We start from the raw sequence: 18,339 nt of genomic DNA, 5'->3' as shown, positions 1-18,339 counted from the left end.
GGTGCCGTCCGTAAGGGGATGGAGGGGCGGGGCCCGTAAGGGGGGAGCGGGTGGGTGGGAGTGGGGACTCCCATCCACCCGCCGCTAGTTACGCGTTCCTGTACTGAGCGCCTGGTCCAGGGCCTGGAGGAAGCGGCCCGTCGTCGCCCTGTCCCGCACCGCGAGGCGCAGCCACTCAGGCCCGAGGCCCGGAAACGTGTCGCCGCGGCGCACCGCGAACCCCCGCTCCCGCAACCGCGCCCGCAGCGCCACCGCGTCCGGCGCACGCATCAGCACGAACGGACCCTCCGCGGGGCCCGCCACCGACACGCCCTCCGGCGCGAACTCCGCGAGCCCGGCGACCAGATGGGCCCGGTCCGCCGCGATCCGCTCCGCCGCGTCCGACGCCTCCGCGAGGGCACGCGCAGACACACACGCCTCCGCCGCCGCAAGCGCCGGAGTCGACACCGGCCACAGCGGCTGGGCCCGTTCGAGGTCCGCGATCGTGTCCGGCTCCGCGAGCACGTAGCCGATCCGCAGCCCCGCGAGCCCCCACGTCTTCGTCAGGCTGCGCAGCACCACGAGCCCCGGCACGTCGGTGCGGCCCGCCAGGGCCTCCCGCTCGCCGGGCACCGCGTCCATGAACGCCTCGTCGACCACCAATGTCCGTCCGGGGCGGGCGAGTTGGGCGATGAGGCAGGCCGGGTGCAGGACCGACGTCGGGTTCGTCGGGTTGCCGATCACCACCAGGTCCGCGTCCTCGGGCACGGCCGCCGGATCGAGCCGGAAACCGTCCTCGGCACGCAGCAGGACCCGGTCCACCGAGTGCCCCGCGTCCCGCAGCGCCGCCTCCGGCTCCGTGAACTGCGGGTGCACGACCACCGGCTGACGGACCTTCAGGGCGCGGGCGAGGAGCACGAACGCCTCCGCCGCCCCCGCCGTGAGCAGCACCCGCTCCACGGGAAGCCCGTGCCGGCGGGCCACCGCCTCGCGGGCCGCCCGCCCGTCCGGATACGCGGCGAGCGCGCCGAGCGAACCCGCGATGTGCTCGCGCAGCCACACCGGAGGCGTGTCCGCGCGGACGTTCACCGCGAGATCGGTCAACCCGGCGCCCGCGCCGCGCACCTCCACGTCCCCGTGGTGGCGCAGATCGTGACCGTCGTCAGTGGGCATGTGAGTGCGAGTGCCCGTGCCCGTGCGAGTGGCCGTGACCGTGGTGGTGGCCGTCGTCGTCCGGGTGGAAGTGCGGCTGCTGCGGCATCCCCACCTTGTCCTCGAAGCCGGGCAGCGCGATCCGGTAGACGCAGGTGTCGCAGTTCATCCGCAGGTCACCGCGGACGGCCTCCTCGTAGCGCTCCATCACCAGGTCGATCAGCTCCGGCTCCGGGCCGATCACGTCGGCGGAGAGCACCTCGACGTCCGGGTTCGCCGCCGACCAGCCCTCGGTCTGCTGCCGCACGCGGTCCGGCAGGATGCCCGTGAACAGGAAGTACGGCAGGACGACTATGCGCCGCGCGCCGAGCTTCACGCACCGGTCGAGACCCGACGGCACGTCCGGCGCGGCCAGCGACACGAACGCCGTCTCCACGCCCGCGTAGCCGCGGCCCTCCCACAGCAGCCGCGCCGCCTTGTGCACCTCGGCGTTGGCGTCCGGGTCCGTCGAACCGCGGCCCACGAGCAGTACGGTCACGTCGGACCGGTCCTCCGGCGTCCGGGCCGAACCGCCGAGGGCCTCGTCCAGGCGCCGCTCCAGGACGGTGAGCAGCGACGGGTGCGGACCCAGCGGACGCCCGTACGTGTAGGAGATCCCCGGGTGCCGCTCCTTCTCGCGGGCGAGCGCCGCCGGGATGTCGCCCTTGGCGTGCCCGGCCGAGACGAGCATCAGCGGTACGGCGGCGAACTTGCGGACGCCACGGCCCACGAGGTCGCCGACCGCCTCGGCCAGCGGCGGCGGCGACAGTTCGATGAACCCGCCCGCCACGGGCAGGTCGGGACGGCGGCGGCCGAGCTCCTCGACGAAGGCGCGGAAGGCTTGTGCACCGGCCTCGTCGCGGGTGCCGTGGCCGGCGATGAGCAGTGCGGGAGGGGTGGGGGTGGTCACGAGGACTCCTTGAGGGTGGTGCTGGTGTTGTTGTCGCCGGCGTCGGGCACGGGGTGCTGCCAGCGGTAGCCGCGCGGGGTGACCATGCGGCCGGCGATGCGCCGGGTGGCCGTGTTGCCGACGGTCACGACGGTCATCATGTCGACCCAGGCCGGGTCGAGTTCGCCGAGCGTGGTGAGCCTGCTCGACTCGTCGGCGCGGGACGCGTTGCGCACCACGCCGACGGGCGTACCGGGCTCGCGGTGCCCGGCGAGGATGCCGAGGGCCTTGGGCAACTGCCAGTCACGGCCCCGGCTGCGCGGGTTGTAGAACGTGACGACGATGTCCGCCTCGGCGGCCGCCCGTACCCGCCGCTCGATGACCTCCCACGGCGTGTGCAGGTCGGACAGGCTGATCGACACGTGGTCGTGGCCGAGCGGTGCCCCGAGGATCGCGGCGGCGGCTAGCGCGGCCGTCACGCCCGGTACGCCGACCACGTCGATGTCGTCGGACGCCTCGGCCAGCGCGGGCGACGCCATCGCGTACACGCCCGCGTCACCGCTGCCGATCAGCGCGACGGCCTGGCCCTTGCGGGCCTCGGCGACCGCGGTGCGGGCCCGCTCCTCCTCGGCGCCGAGCCCGGACTCCAGGATCCGCGTCCCGGGCCGCAGCAGGTCCCTGATCTGGTCGACGTACTGGTCGAGGCCGACGAGGACGGACGCGGCGCGCAGCTCGTCGCGGGCGCGCGGGGTCACGAGGTCACGGGCGCCGGGGCCGAGCCCGACGACGGCGAGCCGGCCGCGCGGGGAGGTGCGCACGACCGCGCACGTGGCCATCGCAGGCTTCCCGTCGGCGCGCACCGACTTCCGCTTGGGGACGAGCAGTTCACCGCCGCCGGCCAGCGCGGCGGCCTCCGCCACGGACGGCGTGCCGACGGCTTCGAGGGGCGCGTCGGACGGGTTGGGCACGGTGATCGCGGCCAGCGTGTCGGCGTCGTACGTCACGACGGGCACGCCGAGCCGCTCGGCCGCGCCGACGATGCCCGGCTCGTCCGCCTTGGCGTCGACGGTCGCGAGGCGCGCCAGGGACGACGTCGAAAGACCGGCCTCCCGCAGCGTCTCCCGTACGAGCCCAAGCACCTCGTCCACAGGCGCGCCCTTGCTGGCGCCGACGCCCACGACGAGGGACGGCGGGCGCAGGACGACCTCGCGGACGGCGGGCTGCACGGCGCGGTCGGTGACACGAACCGTGTGCGCGGCCTCCAGGTCCGGTGCCACGTTCGCCGGGAGCGCGGGCAGCGGGTGGGGCGACTCGGCGTGCAGGGCGACCGGTTCGCCGTCGAGGATCGCGCGGGTGACCCCGGCGAGGTCGCCCTCGACGGGCAGCCCCAGCGTGTCGAGCCCGGCGATGTCCACCGCGTCCGTCGCGGTCGTCACCACCGGCTCACCGCCGAGGACGGCGGCCACGTCGCGGGCGAGCGCGTTCGCCCCGCCCTCGTGCCCGCCGAGCAGCGCCACCGCGTAGCGCCCGGCCTCGTCGACGCACACCACACCCGGGTCCACGTGCTTGTCCTTCAGCAGCGGTGCGACGAGCCGGACGACGGCGCCCGTCGCCAGGAAGCACACCACCTGCTCGCACTCCGTGAACGCGCGACGCACGGCGTCCCCGACGGGACCCTCGTACGCCCGCGTGCGCGACGGCCACGCCGACGCGAGCCGGTCGCGGGCCGCGGCACCGGCCGCCGTGGCGGAAATCAGGCCGATCACTCAACTACTCCTTCGTTCTGGGAAGTCCACGCAAGTGGCGAGGCGGCGCCCTCGGCGCCGGGCCGTTCGCCCCACACCAGGAACACCGGGTTGGCCGCGGCGTACCGCGAGACGCCGCCCGGCAGCGGCGCGAGCCGGGACGACTGGAGAAGCACCCCGTCGCACACGAACCCGGCGGCGACCAGCGTGTCCCGCACCGCGCCCACCCGGTCCACGGCCGCGACGGCCACCACCACCGCGCGCCGCGTACGCCGTGCGCACGCCGTCACGATCGCGGTCAGCTCACGCCCGCCCCCGCCGATGAACACGGCGTCGGGGTCGGCGAGATCGGACAGGACGGTGGGCGCAGCCCCGTGCACGACGCGTACGTCGACACCGTGGGCGGCGGCGTTCTCCCGGATCCGGGCCACGCCGTCCACCGTCTTCTCCACGGCGACGGTCGCCGCCCCGAACCGGGCGCACTCCACGGCCACCGAGCCGGACCCGGCCCCGATGTCCCACACCAGGTCGCCGGGGCGCGGCCCGAGCCGGGCGAGCGCGAGCGCCCGCACCTCGAACTTGGTGATCATCGAGTCGCGGTGCGTGAACTCGCTCTCGTCCAGCGCCCATCGGGCCGGCGGACGGCCGGGCCCCGCGAGCGTGCCCATCGGCGCGAGCACCCGCTCCTCGTCCAGGCACAGCACGACGCTCACCGCGTCGCCCCAGTCACGGGCGGCGGCCTCTGCGGGCGTGACCCGCTCGACGCTCTCGTGCTCGGGGTCGCCGAGCCGGGACGCGACGACGAGGACCCGCCGCGCGCCCCGGTGATGCAGCTCCGTGCCCAGCTCGGCCGGGCCCGCGCCGGGACCCGTCAGGACGGCCGTCTTGGGGTGCGCGCGGCACACGTGGATCGCGGTCCGCAGATCACGGCCGTGCGCGCTGACCACCGCCGCGTCGTCCCACGGCAGCCCCACCCGCGCGAACGCCGTCGCCACCGACGACACCCCGGGCCGCACATCGAGCGCCGACGGCCCGAACCGCTCGGCCAGCGCCCGTACGATCCCGAAGAACCCGGGGTCGCCGGAGGCGAGGACCACGACGTCCTGCCCTTTCTCCGTGTACCGCTCGACCGCGTCCAGCGCCGGGGCGAGCGGCCCGAGGACGACACGCTCGGCCCCCGGGCTCAGCAGCCCCTCCGCCAGGTCGAGATGACGCCGCCCGCCGACGACGAGACCCGCACCCGAGAGCGCCGGATCCGGGGCGAGGGCCGCCCCCGTCCCCGTACCGAAGACCGTGATCACGACTGGCCCCGCGCGGACTTCCCGGCCCGCAGCGCCGCCCGTGCCTCGGGGTCGGCCTTACGGAAACCGTGGAAGTGACCCGGGTGGTACAGATGCGAACGCGTGCCCTCGGCGTCCAGGGCCGGGCCGACCAGGAACAGCGTGTGCTTCCACAGCTTGTGCTCCTTCACGGTCTCCTCCAGGGTGCCGATCGTGCACTTCACGATCAGCTCCTCCGGCCAGGTCGCCTGGTACGCGACGACGACCGGCGTCGACGTGGGGTAGCCGCCCTCAAGCAGCTCACGCACCAGCTGGCCGCTGCGCGCCGCCGACAGGAACAGCGCCATCGTCGTACCGTGCCGGGCGAACTCCCGCACCTCCTCGCCGGGCGGCATCGGCGTCTTGCCGCCGCCGAGCCGGGTCAGGATCACGGACTGCGCGACCTCGGGGATCGTCAGCTCCCGCTGCGCCAGCGCCGCCACCGCCGAGAACGACGAGACACCCGGGATGACCTCCGTGGCGATACCGAGGGCCGCGCACCGGTCGACCTGCTCCTGCGTACCGCCCCACAGCGCCGGGTCCCCGGAGTGGATGCGCGCGACCCGCAGACCCTCGCGGTGCGCACGCTCGTACACGGCGACGACGTCCTCGAGCGACATCGTCGCCGAGTCCAGGATCTCGGCGCCCTCGCGCGCGTGGTCGAGGACCTCCTCCTGCACCAGGCTGGCCGCCCAGATGACGACATCGGCGTCCGCGATGGCGCGCGCGGCGCGGAACGTGAGCAGATCGGCGGCGCCGGGCCCGGCACCGACGAAGGTCACCTTGCCGGTGGTTGCGCCGGTGGTTGCTTCGGGCATGACTGGGGTCCTCTCGGGGATGGACGTCGTACGCGGTGGGGGAGCGGTAGGGGAGCTGTACGGGTAATTGGGAGCGGTGTCGGTATCGGACGGGTAACGGCCTGGCGCTCAGCCGCTCCCGGGAGTGCGCGGGCGGTACCGATCGGCTAGCAAAGGACCATGGCAGTCCTCGTCGCTTTCGGCTCGTTCGTGATGACACTCGTCGGCGGCTGGACCGCCCACCACGTCACCGACCGGCGCCACTTGGTGCTCGGCTTCGCCGGCGGCCTGATGCTCGGTGTGGTCGGCTTCGACCTCCTGCCGGAAGCCCTGAGCGGCGCCGGGAACGAGATCTACGGAGTACCCGCAGCGCTCCTCCTGTTCGTCGCGGGCTTCCTCGTCGCCCACGTCGTCGAGCGCCTGCTCGCCATGCGCCAGGCCCCGCACGGGGCGCAGGAAGGCGCGGAGCAGGTGCCGCAGGTCGGCCTCGGCGCGGCCTGCGCCATGGTCGGCCACAGCATCGCGGACGGCGTCGCGATCGGCGCCTCGTTCCAGGTCAGCAGCACGATGGGCCTGACCGTCGCGCTCGCCGTGATCACGCACGACTTCGCCGACGGCTTCAACACGTACACGATCACGCGCGCCTACGGGAACGACCGGCGCAAGGCCCTCGCGATGGTCGGCGCGGACGCGTTCGCCCCGGTGGTGGGCGCCGCGTCGACGCTGCTGTTCACCCTTCCGGCGGAAGCGCTCGCCTGCTACCTGGGGTTCTTCGGCGGCGTCCTGCTGTACATCGCGGCGGCGGAGATCCTGCCGGAGGCCAGCCACCACCACCCGGCGCGCTCCACGCTCCTGTGCACCGTCGCGGGCGCCGTCATCATGTGGGTGGTGATCGGCGCGGCGGGCGGCTAGCGCCGGGCCCGCCGCCCGTCGGCTCACAGTTTCCCGCCCCGTCCGCCGTCGCGCCGCGCGGGCGCGATCAGCGTCGACAGGTACGGCAGCGCGTCGTCGGCGCCCAGTTCCGACGCGGGCCGGATCGACTCCTCGGGCAGCCCGAGCGCGGACCCCCACACGGCGTCCCCGGTCCGCCCGGTCTCCGCCAGCGCCGCCGCGACCTCGCCCGCGAGCCGCCCGAACTTGTACGCCACGACGGTGCCGGGCCCGGCGAGCGCTTCCTTCAGCACTGCGGAACCGGCGGTCACGGGCACGAGCGTCAGCGGCTCGGTCCCCTCGGTGAGCACGGCGCCGGACCGGGCGGCGAGATCCTGCATGGCGGTGATCCCGGGAACGGTCCGGACGACGGTCCCCGCAACCAGCTCTCCCACGGTCTGCGCGAGATACGTGAACGTGGAGTACACGTTCGGATCACCGATCGTGGCGAACGCGACGGTCCCGTGCTCCCGCAGCAACGCGGCGACCCGCTCACCGGCCGCGTCCCAGGCGGCCTCGCGCCGGGCCCGGTCGGTCCGCTCGTTGAGCGCGAACACGACGCGTACGACCTTGTCGGCGGGCACGTAGTGCAGCACGGTCGCTTCGGCGCGGCCCGGCTCGCCGACATCTGTTCCATCGGGTGCAGCCATGACGGGTACGACGACGACCGCCGCGTCACGCAGGGCGTTCACGCCCTTCACGGTCACGAGCTCGGGGTCACCGGGACCCACGCCGACGCCGGTCAGCCGGTACGTGGTGCTGGTCATGACGAGGTGACTCCTTCGATTGCCCGCGCGACGATGCGCCGCGCCGCCGAGGGCACGGCGGCCCAGTGCACATGCAGGTACGAGGCGTGCACCCCGCCCTGCACAAATCCTTCGACGCGCCGCCCGGGGCGCGTGACGCCCCACGCGGGCGTGGCCCCGGCCCCGGGTTCGAGAACGGTGCGATGAAACTCGTGCCCGCGCACGCGCGTCCCGTTGGCGGCAACCACGTTGTCGGCCACGGCGACGGCTTCCCGATACCCGAGCGTCAGCCGCTCCGACATCCGAGCGTCGGCGTCCAGCACGCCACACATGGGTTCTCCGTCGAGTGACCGCGCCAGATAAAGCAGCCCGGCACATTCGGCGACGACGGGGGCACCGGAGAGGGCGAGCGCGCGCACGGCTTTGCGGAGGGGCTCGTTGGCGGAGAGCTGAGGGGCGTAGATCTCGGGGAATCCCCCTCCGATGACCAACGCCCGTGTCCCAGCCGGGAGTTGCTCATCGCGGAGGGGGTCGAACGTGACGACGTCAGCACCGGCGGCGGAGAGCAGTTCGGAGTGCTCGGCGTAGGAAAAGGTGAAGGCGGGGCCTCCGGCGAGGGCGATGACGGGGCGCTCCGCTTGCGCACGCGGCTTGTCCCGCACTTCCGGTGTGTCCGGCCAATCCAGCCCGTCAGGCGTTGCACCCGGCCTGTCCGGCGCCCCTTCCAGCCCGTCCCGCGTCGCACCCAGTTCGTCCGTTACACCATCCAGCCCGTCCGGCGTTTGAGGACCGGGGTCCGGGGCGGAGCCCCGGTTTCGGGAAGGGGCGGGCTTGGGGAAGAGACCGCCCACAGCCTCAGCCGCATCCCAAGCCGCACCCGCCAACGAAGGCGCACTCCGAGCGACTGCATACAGCGCGTCCAGATCACACCCCGCCCGCACAAGCTCACCCATCGCGGCAACAGCCGAAACCGCCTCAGCCCCCCGCTCCGCGACCGGCACAAGCCCCAAGTGTCGCGAGGGAGTGACCACTTCGCCGCCCCGCCGCAACACCCCGAACACAGGCACCCCGGCCTCGTCCAACGCCCCCCGCAAAACCTCCTCATGCCGCGCCGACCCCACCTTGTTCAGGATCACCCCGGCAACCCGCACTCCAGGATCGAACGACGAAAACCCATGCACGAGCGCAGCAACAGACCGAGCCTGCGACGACGCATCGACGACCAGCACCACAGGCGCCCGCAAAAGCTTCGCGACATGCGCGGTGGAAGCCAACTCCCCATACCCCGACGCCCCGTCGAAAAGCCCCATCACACCCTCGACAACGGCAAGGTCACACCCCCGAGCCCCATGCGCGAAGAGCGGAGCGACCAGCTCCTCCCCGCACAGAAACGCGTCAAGGTTGCGCCCCGGGCGCCCCGTCGCGAGCGCGTGGTACCCGGGATCGATGTAGTCGGGCCCGACCTTGTGCGGCGACACAGCGAGCCCACGCCCGGCGAACGCCGCCATCAGACCCGTGGCCACGGTCGTCTTGCCGCTGCCCGACGAGGGTGCGGCGATGACGAGCCGAGGCACCGACGTACTCACCACTCGATGCCCCTCTGGCCCTTCTGGCCGGCGTCCATGGGGTGCTTGACCTTGGACATGTCGGTCACCAGATCAGCGAAATCGACCAGCTTCTCCGGCGCATTACGCCCGGTGATCACGACATGCTGGGTACCGGGCCGATTCCGCAGGACGTCCACGACCTCATCCGTATCGATCCACCCCCAGTGCATCGGATAGGCGAACTCGTCCAGCACATAAAGCCGATACGTCTCGGCAGCAAGGTCACGCTTGACCTGCTCCCACCCCTCGCGGGCCTTCTCCTCGTTGTCCATCTGGGCGTCACGCTGGACCCAGGACCAGCCCTCGCCCATCTTGTGCCAGTCGACGGTCCCGCCCTCGCCGCTCGCGCCGAGCACGCGCAGCGCGTTCTCCTCGCCGACCTTCCACTTCGCCGACTTGACGAACTGGAACACCCCGATCGGCCACCCCTGGTTCCAGGCGCGCAGGGCGAGCCCGAAGGCCGCCGTCGACTTGCCCTTGCCGATGCCGGTGTGGACGACGACGAGCGGCCGGTTGCGCCGCTGCCGCGTAGTGAGCCCGTCGTCCGGCACGACACTCGGCTGTCCCTGAGGCATTACGCGACCTTCCTGCTCTGCGAATGCTGCTGACTCTGTACGTCCTTCACGAGCCCGGCGATGGAGTCGGCCCGCAACTCGTCGAGCGTGACCGCGGTCCCGCCCAGCTCACCGGCCAGCTTCCCCGCGAGCCCGAGCCGCACGGGCCCCGACTCGCAGTCGACGACCACCGACGCGACGCCCTCGGCGGCGAGCAGCCGCGCCGCGCGCCCCGCGAGAGCGACCGGCTCGGGCCCGCCCGTCGCGCGCCCGTCGGTCACCACGACGACGAGCGCCCGCCGCGCCGGATCCCGCAGCCGCTCGACGCGCAGCACGTCGTGCGCCTTCAGCAGCCCGGCGGACAACGGCGTACGCCCGCCCGTGGGCAGCGACTCAAGACGGACGGCAGCGGCGTCCACCGACGACGTCGGCGGCAGCGCGACATCGGCGGAGGCGCCCCGGAAGGTCACCAACCCCACCTTGTCCCGCCGCTGATAGGCATCAAGGAGCAGCGACAGGACGGCTCCCTTCACGGCACTCATCCGCTGCCGCGCCGCCATCGACCCGGAGGCGTCGACCACGAACAGGACGAGGTTCCCCTCGCGGCCTTCCCGGGTCGCCTGCCGCAGGTCGTCACGGCGCACGACGAGCCCAGGGCCCGACCGCCCGCGCGCCCGCTGGTGCGGCGCCGCGGCCTGCACGGTCGCGGCCAGGTGCAGCTTGGTGAGCGCGCCCCGGGGACGCCGCGCACCCGTCGTACGCCCGTGCTCCGTACGCGCCCGCGAGCGCCGCCCGGCCGCGCCCTCACCGAGACCCGGCACGCTCAGCATCTTTGTCCGGAACGGCTCGGAGGCCCGAGTGGCGGCCTGCTCGCCACCGCCCGCAGGAGCCTTGGAGCCCTCGGAGGTCTCGGAGGGCTCGCCCTGCGCGGGAACGTCAGCCGTCCCCTCGGACGCCTCCCCCTCGGGCCCGTCCTGCTGCGGCGGCTGCCCGCCACCACCGGGCCCGCCCCCGTCATCGTCACCGCCACCGTCGTCGTCCGGGTCAGGATCAGAGTCCTGCCCCCCGAACTCCTCCAGCGTCTCGTCGAGCTTCTCCTCGTCGAGCCCCGGCGCGTCGAACGGGTTGCGCCGCCGGCGATGCGGCAGCGCAAGCAGCGCGGCCTGCCGCACATCCTCCGCGAGCACATCCTCACGCCCCGCCCACGCGGCAAGCGCCGTAGCCGTACGCGCCATCACGATGTCCGCGCGCATCCCGTCGACCTCGAACGCGGCGCACGTGGCCGCGATCTGCCGCAGCGCACCGTCCCCGAGCCGCACCGACGGAAGCAGTTCCCGGGCAGCTACGATCCGCGCCCGGACCGCGGACTCCTCCTGCGCCCACTTCCCCGCGAACCCCTCGGGATCGTCGTCGTAGGCGAGACGCCGCTTGACGACCTCGACGCGCTGGTCGGGCTCGCGCGACGCGGCCACCTCGACGGTGAGGCCGAACCGGTCGAGCAACTGCGGCCGCAGCTCGCCCTCTTCGGGGTTCATCGTGCCGACGAGCAGGAAGCGCGCCGCGTGCCGCACGGACACGCCCTCGCGCTCCACGTACGAGGCACCCATCGCGGCCGCGTCGAGCAGCAGGTCCACCAGGTGGTCGTGCAGCAGGTTCACTTCGTCGACGTACAGGATCCCGCGGTGCGCGTCCGCGAGCAGGCCCGGCTCGAACGCCTTCACGCCCTCGGCGAGCGCCCGCTCGATGTCGAGGGCGCCGACGAGCCGGTCCTCGGACGCACCGACGGGCAGCTCGACCATGCGGGCAGGGCGCGCGACGCCACCTCCCGCCTCGTGCGGCCCGTCCGGGCACGCCGGGTCGGGGGAGCCGGGAGCGCACGAGAACCGGCACCCGGGAACGACGTCCACGGAGGGCATGAGCGAGGACAGGGCGCGTACGGCCGTCGACTTGGCCGTGCCCTTCTCGCCGCGCACGAGCACACCGCCGACGGCCGGGGACACGGCGTTCAGCAGCAGCGCCAGCCGCAGGTCGTCCTGCCCGACGAGCGCGGTGAACGGATACGGGGTACTCACTGGTCGTCGCCCTCCAAGTCGCCCTCAAGTTCCAGATATGTGGCCCGCAGGCGCTCCAGGGTCTGCTCGTCCGGCTCGGCCCACAGCCCGCGCTCGGCCGCTTCGAGCAGCCGTTCCGTGATGCCGCGCAGGGCCCACGGGTTGGACTTCTTCATGAAGTCCTGGTTCTCGCCGTCGAAGACGTACTCGGCCGACAACTTCTCGTACATCCAGTCGTCGACGACGCCGGCCGTCGCGTCGTACCCGAAGAGGTAGTCGACGGTGGCCGCCATCTCGAAGGCGCCCTTGTAGCCGTGACGGCGCATCGCGGCCATCCAGCGCGGGTTGACCACCCGCGCGCGGAACACGCGGTGCGTCTCCTCGCCGAGCGTGCGGGTCTTGACCTGGTCGGGCACGGCGGAGTCACCGACGTACGCCTCGGGGGAGGACCCGGTCAGGTGCCGCACCATGGCGACCATGCCGCCGTGGTACTGGAAGTAGTCGTCGGCGTCGACGAGGTCGTGCTCACGGGTGTCGACGTTCTTCGCCGCCACGTTGATCCGCCGGAACGCCGTCTCCATGTCGCCCCGCGCGGCCCGCCCGTCGAGCCCGCGCCCGTACGCGTAACCGCCCCACACCGCGTACACCTCGGCGAGGTCCGCGTCGGACTGCCAGTTGCGGGCGTCGATGAGCGGTAGCAGGCCGGCGCCGTACGCGCCCGGCTTCGAGCCGAAGATGCGGGCCGTGGCCCGCCGCCGGTCGCCGTGCTCGCCGGTGTCCTCGTCGACGTGGGCCCGTACGTAGTTCTGCTCGGGGCTCTCGTCCAGCGCGGCCACCGCCTGCACGGCGTCGTCGATCAGGCCCACGACGTGCGGGAACGCGTCACGGAAGAAGCCGGAGATACGGACCGTCACATCGATGCGCGGGCGGCCGAGTTCGGCCACGGGCACGATCTCGAAGCCCGTCACGCGGCGCGACGCGTCGTCCCACACGGGGCGGCAGCCGAGCAGTGCCAGGATCTCCGCGATGTCGTCGCCCTGCGTCCGCATCGCCGACGTGCCCCACACCGTCAGCCCCACCGACCGCGGGTACTCACCTGTGTCGGCCAGATAGCGCGCCACCAGCGAGTCGGCGAGCGCCTGCCCGACGTCCCACGAGAGCCGCGACGGAATCGCCTTCGGGTCGACGGAGTAGAAGTTCCGGCCCGTCGGCAGCACGTTGACCAGACCGCGCGTCGGCGACCCGGACGGACCCGCCGGGACATAACCCCCGTCGAGCGCCCGCAGGATGTGCCCGATCTCGTCCGTGGTCCGCGCGAGCCGCGGCACGACCTCACGGCACGCGAACTCCAACACCGCGACTGCGTCCGGGAGTTCGGCCTGCACGACCTCCGTTACGAGGGCCGGGACGGCGGCCGCGTCCCAGCCACGCTCCTCCATGCCCTCCGCGAGACGCCGGCACAGCTGCTCGAGGAGGTCGATCGCGTCGGCGGCGCTGCGCGCGGGACCGGACACGAGGTCCGTCAGCGCGTCCTGCACCTTCACCGGCGCGCCCGGCTCACCGAGCAGCTCCTTCTCGACGAGCCCGAAGTGCTCGGCCAGGCAGGCCCGCAGACCGGGCAGCGCGTTCGCCGCGCCGCCCCACACCTGCGAGGCGCGCAGCACCGCGAGCACCAGGTTCACGCGCGGCTCACCGACCGGCCCGCCGCCCAGGATGTGCAGACCGTCACGGATCTGCACGTCCTTGATCTCGCACAGATAGCCGTCGATGTGCATCACGAACTCGTCGAAGTCGCCGTCGTCCGGCTGCTCGTCGACGTGCAGGTCGTGGTGGAGCTCGGCGGCCTTCACCAGCGTCCAGATCTGGGCCCGCACGGCCGGAGCCTTCGTCGGGTCCAGGTCCGACACGAGCGCGTACTCGTCGAGCAGCTGCTCCAGCTTCGCGAGGTCGCCGTACGTGTCGGCGCGTGCCATCGGCGGCACCAGGTGGTCGACGACCGTGGCGTGCCCGCGCCGCTTGGCCTGCGTGCCCTCGCCCGGGTCGTTCACGATGAATGGATAGATCAGCGGCAGCTCACCGAGCACCGCGTCGGGCGCGCAACTCCCGCTCAGGCCGAGGCCCTTGCCCGGCAGCCACTCCATGGTGCCGTGCTTGCCCATGTGGATGATGGCGTCCGCGCCGAAGCTGTTGTCCAGCCAGCGGTACGCGGCCATGTAGTGGTGCGACGGCGGCATGTCCGGGTCGTGGTAGATCGCGATCGGGTTCTCGCCGAAGCCGCGTGGCGGCTGGATCATCACGACGACGTTCCCGAACTGGAGCGACGCGAGCACGATGTCGTCGCCGTCGACGTACAGGGAGCCCGGCGGCTCGCCCCACGCCTCCAGCATCCCGTCGCGCAGCTCGGGGGCCAGCTTGTCGAACCATGCCTGGTAGTCCGCCAGAGGCACCCGCGCCGGGGCCGCCGCCAGCTGGTCCTCCGTCAGCCACTCGACGTCGTGCCCGCCCGCCTCGATGAGCCGGTGGATCAGCTCGTCCCCGTTGTCCGGGTAACCGTCGACGCCGTACCCGGCGGCGCGCAGTGCGTCGAGCACGCGCACGGCCGACGCGGGAGTGTCCAGGCCCACCGCGTTCCCGACGCGCGAGTGCTTCGTCGGGTACGCCGTGAAGACGACGGCGAGCTTCTTCTCACCGTTGGGCTTGTGGCCGAGGCGCGCGTGCCGCACCGCGATACCGGCGACGCGCGCCGCCCGCTCGGGATCGGCTACGTACACGGGGACGCCGTCCGGGCCCTCCTCCTTGAAGGAGAACGGCACCGTGACGATCCGCCCGTCGAACTCGGGGATCGCGACCTGCATCGCCGCGTCCATCGGCGACAGCGCCGCGTCGGAGGCCTCCCAGGTCGCCCGCGACGACGTCAGGCAGAGGCCCTGCAGTACGGGGATGTCGAGGTCGGCGAGCGCGCCGATGTCCCACGCCTCCTCGTCACCGCCGGCCGACGCCTGCGACGCGTGCGCGCCGCCCGCCGCGAGCACGGTGGCCACGAGGGTGTCCGCCCGGCCGAGGAGTTCGTACAGCCCGGCGTCGGCGCCGCGCAGCGAACCGCAGTACACCGGAAGGGCGTTGACCCCGCGTGCCTCGATCGCGTCGCACAGCGTGTCCACGAACGCCGTGTTCCCCGACAGCTCGTGCGCCCGGTAGAAGAGCACGCCGACCGTCGGCCGCCCCTCGACGTGCGCACGGCTGCCGTGCACCCCGAACTCGGGCATCTTGCGCGGCTCGGCGCTGTGCCGCTCCTGCGCGCCGCCCGCCCGGCCGTGCCCGTTAAGCAGCACGTCCTGCACGAGGAAACGGGCCAGCTCCACGAGGTTGTCGGGCCCGCCCTCGACGAGATACCGCAGCGCCTCCGCCACCGCGCCCGCGTGCACGGTCGACTCGGCCATCAGCTCCGCGTCCGGCACGCTCTCGCCGCCGAGCAGCACCGTCGGCACACCCGACGCCCGCAGCGCCGCGAGCCCGTCCTCCCAGGCCCGCTTCCCGCCGAGCAGCCGGACGACGGCGATGTCCACGCCGTCGAGCAGCCCCGGCAGTTCGCTCTCCACGTCGACCCGCGTCGGATTCCCGATCCGGTACGGGGCGCCGGACGCCCGCGCCGCCAGCAGATCGGTGTCCGCGGTCGACAACAACAACACAGTGCTCATGCGGGCGCTCCCGGTGGAATGAAAGGCAGTCCGGACGGAGCGCCCGACTCGATGAGCCGCCAGAGCGCGTCCGTATCCGCGTGTTCTTCGATCAGGTCGCCGAGCCGGTCGAGCTGCTCCTCGCGCAGCGCGCCGAACGACGTGCCGGGCGCCGGCACGAAGCGGCGGCCCGCGTCGGCCGCCACCTCCCGCAGGAACGCACGGCGGAAGGCGTCCGACTCAAGGGAGCCGTGCCAGTGCGTGCCCCAGACGGCGCCGACCCGGCAGCCGTCCAGGAAGGCCTCTCCGCCGGTGACGTCGGCGACGCCGTGATGGATCTCGTACCCCTCGACGGGCTCGCCGAGGGCCGTGCCGACGGGCCGGGCGAGGGTCTTCTCGCGCGCGAACCGCACCCGTACGGGGAGCAGTCCGAGGCCGTCCACGGTCCCCGCGCGCGACTCGACGTCGTCCTCGATGCGCTCGCCGAGCAGCTGGAAACCGCCGCAGATGCCGAGGACCGGCCGGCCCTCCGCGGCCCGGCGCGCGAGGGCGTCGGCGAGGCCGCGCTCGCGCAGCCACTGAAGTGCCTTGACCGTGCCGCGTGTTCCGGGCACGACGACCAGGTCCGCGTCGACGAGCTCCTCGGGCCGGTCCACGAACCGCACGACGACACCCGGCTCGGCGGCCAGCGCGTCCACGTCCGTGAAGTTCGACATCAGCGGGACAGCGCACACGGCGACCCGCAGCACGTCCTCGCCGACCGGCGCCGTCGTCTGGGACTCCCGCACGGCCCCGCGCAGCGAGACCCGGAGCCCGTCCTCCTCGTCGATGCCGAGGCCGTGCTGATAGGGCAGCACCCCGTACGTCGCCCGGCCCGTGAGGTCCTTGAGCATGTCGAGCCCGGGTTCGAGGAGGGACACGTCCCCGCGGAACTTGTTGACCAGGAACCCGGCGAGCAGCGACTGGTCCTCGGCGCTCAGCAGGGCCGTCGTACCGAAGAACGACGCGAAGACGCCGCCCCGGTCGATGTCGCCCACGACCAGGACCGGCAGCCGGGCGGCCCGCGCGATCCCCATGTTGACGATGTCGGTCCGGCGCAGATTGATCTCGGCGGGAGAGCCCGCCCCTTCACAGATCACGGCGTCATAGCTGCCCCGGAGTTCCTCCAGGCATCCCACCACGGTGTCGAGCAGCGCGGCCTGCCGTCCCCCGTGGTAGCCGCGCGCGCTCAACTCGCCCACCGGCTTGCCCATGAGCACGACCTGACTGCTCCGGTCGCTCCCCGGCTTGAGGAGTACGGGGTTCATCAGGGCGCTCGGCTCCACCCGCGCGGCCTGTGCCTGCATCGCCTGCGCCCGCCCGATCTCCGCGCCCTCGCGCGTCACGAACGAGTTCAGGGACATGTTCTGCCCCTTGAACGGCGCGACCTTCACGCCCTGCCGCACCAGCCACCGGCAGATCCCCGCGGTGACCACGCTCTTCCCGGCATCGGACGTGGTCCCGGCCACCAGCAGCCCGCCACCACTCACGACTTCCCCCTCCGCAACACGGCCCGCCCGGCGACACACACGCCGAGCGCCAGCCAACCGACCCGCCGCGAAAGGCGCGCGGCCCGCTCCACATCGGCGATCTCCGCATCCCGGCCGGACGCGTTCAGCACGGGCCGGTGCTCGATGCGGCCGCCGTACGACAACGTCCCGCCGAGCCGCACGCCGAGCGCCCCCGCGAACGAGGCCTCCACGACACCGGCGTTGGGGCTCGGGTGCAGCCGCGCGTCACGCCGCCACGCCGCGAGCGCACCGCCGGGCCTGCCGCCCGCGACGGCCGCGAGTACGCCGGTGAGGCGCGCGCCGGGCCACCCGGCCACGTCGTCGAGGCGCGCGGACGCCCACCCGTAGCGGCGGTAGCGGGCCGACTTGTGCCCGACCATCGCGTCCAGCGTGTTCACCGCACGGAAGGCGACGAGCCCGGGGACGCCGGCCACGGCACCCCACACGAGGGCGCCCACGACGGCGTCAGAAGTGTTCTCGGCGACGGACTCGACGACGGCGCGCGCGATCCCGTCCGCGTCGAGGGCCTGCGGGTCACGCCCGCACAGGTGCGGCAGCCGCGCACGGGCCGCGTCCACGTCCCCGGCGGCGAGCGCGCCCCCGATGGCGCGGGCCTCACGCCCGAGCGACGTACCGCCCACAACGGCCCACGTGGCGGCGGCCGTCAGCGCGACGGAGGCGGCGGGGGAGCGGCGTACGGCACGCGCGGCGAGGCCGGCCGCGGCGGCGGCGCCCCCGGCGCACACGACAGTGTGCAGCGCGCCCCACCCGCGGTGGTCGCGCCACAGCACGCGCTCGACAACGCCCGCGGCCCGCCCGAACGCGGCGACCGGATGCCCGCGGTGGGGATCGCCGAACAGGAGGTCACCGAGCAGCCCGGCGGTGGCGCCGTACGCGAAGACTCGCGCGGCTCGCACGGTTCAGCCTGCCGCGACGGCGGAGGGAACTCTCGTACTGGTCCTGGGCGGGAGCACCCGCAACTGACAGCCCCGCATGGCGATATGTCCTCACTCAGGGTGTCCACGCCCTGGTTGGAAGAGACCGGCAACGAGAGTTCCTGGCTTCCGGGGTCTCAGGGACCTCGGTGACAGTGGCGGGACCGCGCCGGATTCACACCGGCTTCCTCTCCTGCTGCCGTAGATGGCCTGGGAAGTCCACCACGCGCCGCGAACCCCGTCAACCTGCCGCTGACCTGCGACGGGAGAGTGTGCTGAGGCCCACACGAGCGGGTGAACACGAAGGCGGGGTGGGGGGGGGGGGGGCGGGCCCGCCCCCCCCCAACGGGCGCACCCCGAAAGCCGGGA

The 18,339-nt window shown here is 73.3% G+C and carries 13 protein-coding genes and 1 riboswitch; of the genes, 1 reads left to right on the top strand and 12 read right to left on the bottom strand.

What is annotated here, in order from left to right; all coding sequences use genetic code 11:
• Window positions 1-84: 84 nt before the first annotated feature.
• From cobC to cobM, 5 genes are read right to left on the bottom strand one after another with little or no spacing between them, the layout of a single operon-like run.
• Window positions 85-1,152: an Rv2231c family pyridoxal phosphate-dependent protein CobC gene (gene cobC / locus ABZ893_RS27330; RefSeq protein WP_361408385.1), complete on the bottom strand. Its 1,068-nt coding sequence runs from the start codon at window positions 1,150-1,152 to the stop codon at window positions 85-87.
• Entirely contained in the window at window positions 1,142-2,080 is a 939-nt protein-coding gene (locus tag ABZ893_RS27325) for a sirohydrochlorin chelatase (protein WP_361408382.1), read from the bottom strand. Before ABZ893_RS27325 ends, cobC begins: the two co-directional genes overlap by 11 nt.
• Window positions 2,077-3,825 carry a precorrin-3B C(17)-methyltransferase gene (gene cobJ / locus ABZ893_RS27320; RefSeq protein ID WP_361408380.1) on the bottom strand — a complete coding sequence of 583 codons (1,749 nt, stop codon included), beginning with the start codon at window positions 3,823-3,825 and terminating at the stop codon, window positions 2,077-2,079. Before cobJ ends, ABZ893_RS27325 begins: the two co-directional genes overlap by 4 nt.
• Window positions 3,822-5,105 carry a precorrin-6y C5,15-methyltransferase (decarboxylating) subunit CbiE gene (gene cbiE, locus ABZ893_RS27315; protein WP_361408377.1) on the bottom strand — a complete coding sequence of 428 codons (1,284 nt, stop codon included), beginning with the start codon at window positions 5,103-5,105 and terminating at the stop codon, window positions 3,822-3,824. The genes cobJ and cbiE overlap by 4 nt, the downstream gene beginning before the upstream one ends.
• Window positions 5,102-5,941 carry a precorrin-4 C(11)-methyltransferase gene (gene cobM / locus ABZ893_RS27310; RefSeq protein ID WP_361408374.1) on the bottom strand — a complete coding sequence of 280 codons (840 nt, stop codon included), beginning with the start codon at window positions 5,939-5,941 and terminating at the stop codon, window positions 5,102-5,104. Before cobM ends, cbiE begins: the two co-directional genes overlap by 4 nt.
• A 159-nt stretch (window positions 5,942-6,100) precedes the next feature.
• On the opposite strand from cobM, the gene ABZ893_RS27305 reads away from it, so the two are divergent.
• A complete protein-coding gene (locus ABZ893_RS27305; protein ID WP_361408371.1) occupies window positions 6,101-6,832 on the top strand; it encodes a ZIP family metal transporter in 732 nt (243 codons plus the stop codon).
• Window positions 6,833-6,855: 23 nt separating this feature from the next.
• Here ABZ893_RS27305 and cobI read toward each other — a convergent pair whose 3' ends face one another.
• The 7 genes from cobI to ABZ893_RS27270 are packed head-to-tail and all read right to left on the bottom strand — an operon-like array spanning window position 6,856 to window position 17,952.
• A complete protein-coding gene (gene cobI, locus ABZ893_RS27300; RefSeq protein WP_361408368.1) occupies window positions 6,856-7,617 on the bottom strand; it encodes a precorrin-2 C(20)-methyltransferase in 762 nt (253 codons plus the stop codon).
• Window positions 7,614-9,182, bottom strand: coding sequence for a cobyrinate a,c-diamide synthase (locus ABZ893_RS27295; protein WP_361408365.1), 1,569 nt, complete (start codon window positions 9,180-9,182; stop codon window positions 7,614-7,616). The genes cobI and ABZ893_RS27295 overlap by 4 nt, the downstream gene beginning before the upstream one ends.
• Window positions 9,179-9,778, bottom strand: a complete 600-nt coding sequence (gene cobO / locus ABZ893_RS27290) for a cob(I)yrinic acid a,c-diamide adenosyltransferase (protein WP_361408362.1) — start codon at window positions 9,776-9,778, stop codon at window positions 9,179-9,181. Before cobO ends, ABZ893_RS27295 begins: the two co-directional genes overlap by 4 nt.
• A complete protein-coding gene (locus tag ABZ893_RS27285) occupies window positions 9,778-11,829 on the bottom strand; it encodes a putative cobaltochelatase (RefSeq protein WP_361408359.1) in 2,052 nt (683 codons plus the stop codon). The genes cobO and ABZ893_RS27285 overlap by 1 nt, the downstream gene beginning before the upstream one ends.
• A complete protein-coding gene (cobN, locus tag ABZ893_RS27280; RefSeq protein WP_361408356.1) occupies window positions 11,826-15,506 on the bottom strand; it encodes a cobaltochelatase subunit CobN in 3,681 nt (1,226 codons plus the stop codon). Before cobN ends, ABZ893_RS27285 begins: the two co-directional genes overlap by 4 nt.
• A complete protein-coding gene (locus tag ABZ893_RS27275; RefSeq protein ID WP_361408353.1) occupies window positions 15,503-17,014 on the bottom strand; it encodes a cobyric acid synthase in 1,512 nt (503 codons plus the stop codon). The genes cobN and ABZ893_RS27275 overlap by 4 nt, the downstream gene beginning before the upstream one ends.
• Window positions 17,011-17,952, bottom strand: coding sequence for a cobalamin biosynthesis protein (locus ABZ893_RS27270; RefSeq protein ID WP_361408350.1), 942 nt, complete (start codon window positions 17,950-17,952; stop codon window positions 17,011-17,013). Before ABZ893_RS27270 ends, ABZ893_RS27275 begins: the two co-directional genes overlap by 4 nt.
• A gap of 113 nt (window positions 17,953-18,065) precedes the next feature.
• A riboswitch (cobalamin riboswitch) is annotated at window positions 18,066-18,190 on the bottom strand.
• Window positions 18,191-18,339: the final 149 nt, after the last annotated feature.

Origin of the sequence: Streptomyces sp. NPDC046821, assembly GCF_040645335.1 — a bacterium.
Classification (GTDB): domain Bacteria; phylum Actinomycetota; class Actinomycetes; order Streptomycetales; family Streptomycetaceae; genus Streptomyces.
Note: the sequence above shows the minus strand (reverse complement) of the source record. Positions and strands in the feature narration are given on the sequence as shown.

Coding starts and splice junctions, on each gene's coding strand:
- cobC (WP_361408385.1), bottom strand. CDS start 1,152: ATGCCCACTGACGACGGTCACGATCTGCGCCACCACGGGGACGTGGAG.
- cobM (WP_361408374.1), bottom strand. CDS start 5,941: ATGCCCGAAGCAACCACCGGCGCAACCACCGGCAAGGTGACCTTCGTC.
- ABZ893_RS27305 (WP_361408371.1), top strand. CDS start 6,101: ATGGCAGTCCTCGTCGCTTTCGGCTCGTTCGTGATGACACTCGTCGGC.
- cobI (WP_361408368.1), bottom strand. CDS start 7,617: ATGACCAGCACCACGTACCGGCTGACCGGCGTCGGCGTGGGTCCCGGT.
- cobO (WP_361408362.1), bottom strand. CDS start 9,778: ATGCCTCAGGGACAGCCGAGTGTCGTGCCGGACGACGGGCTCACTACG.
- cobN (WP_361408356.1), bottom strand. CDS start 15,506: ATGAGCACTGTGTTGTTGTTGTCGACCGCGGACACCGATCTGCTGGCG.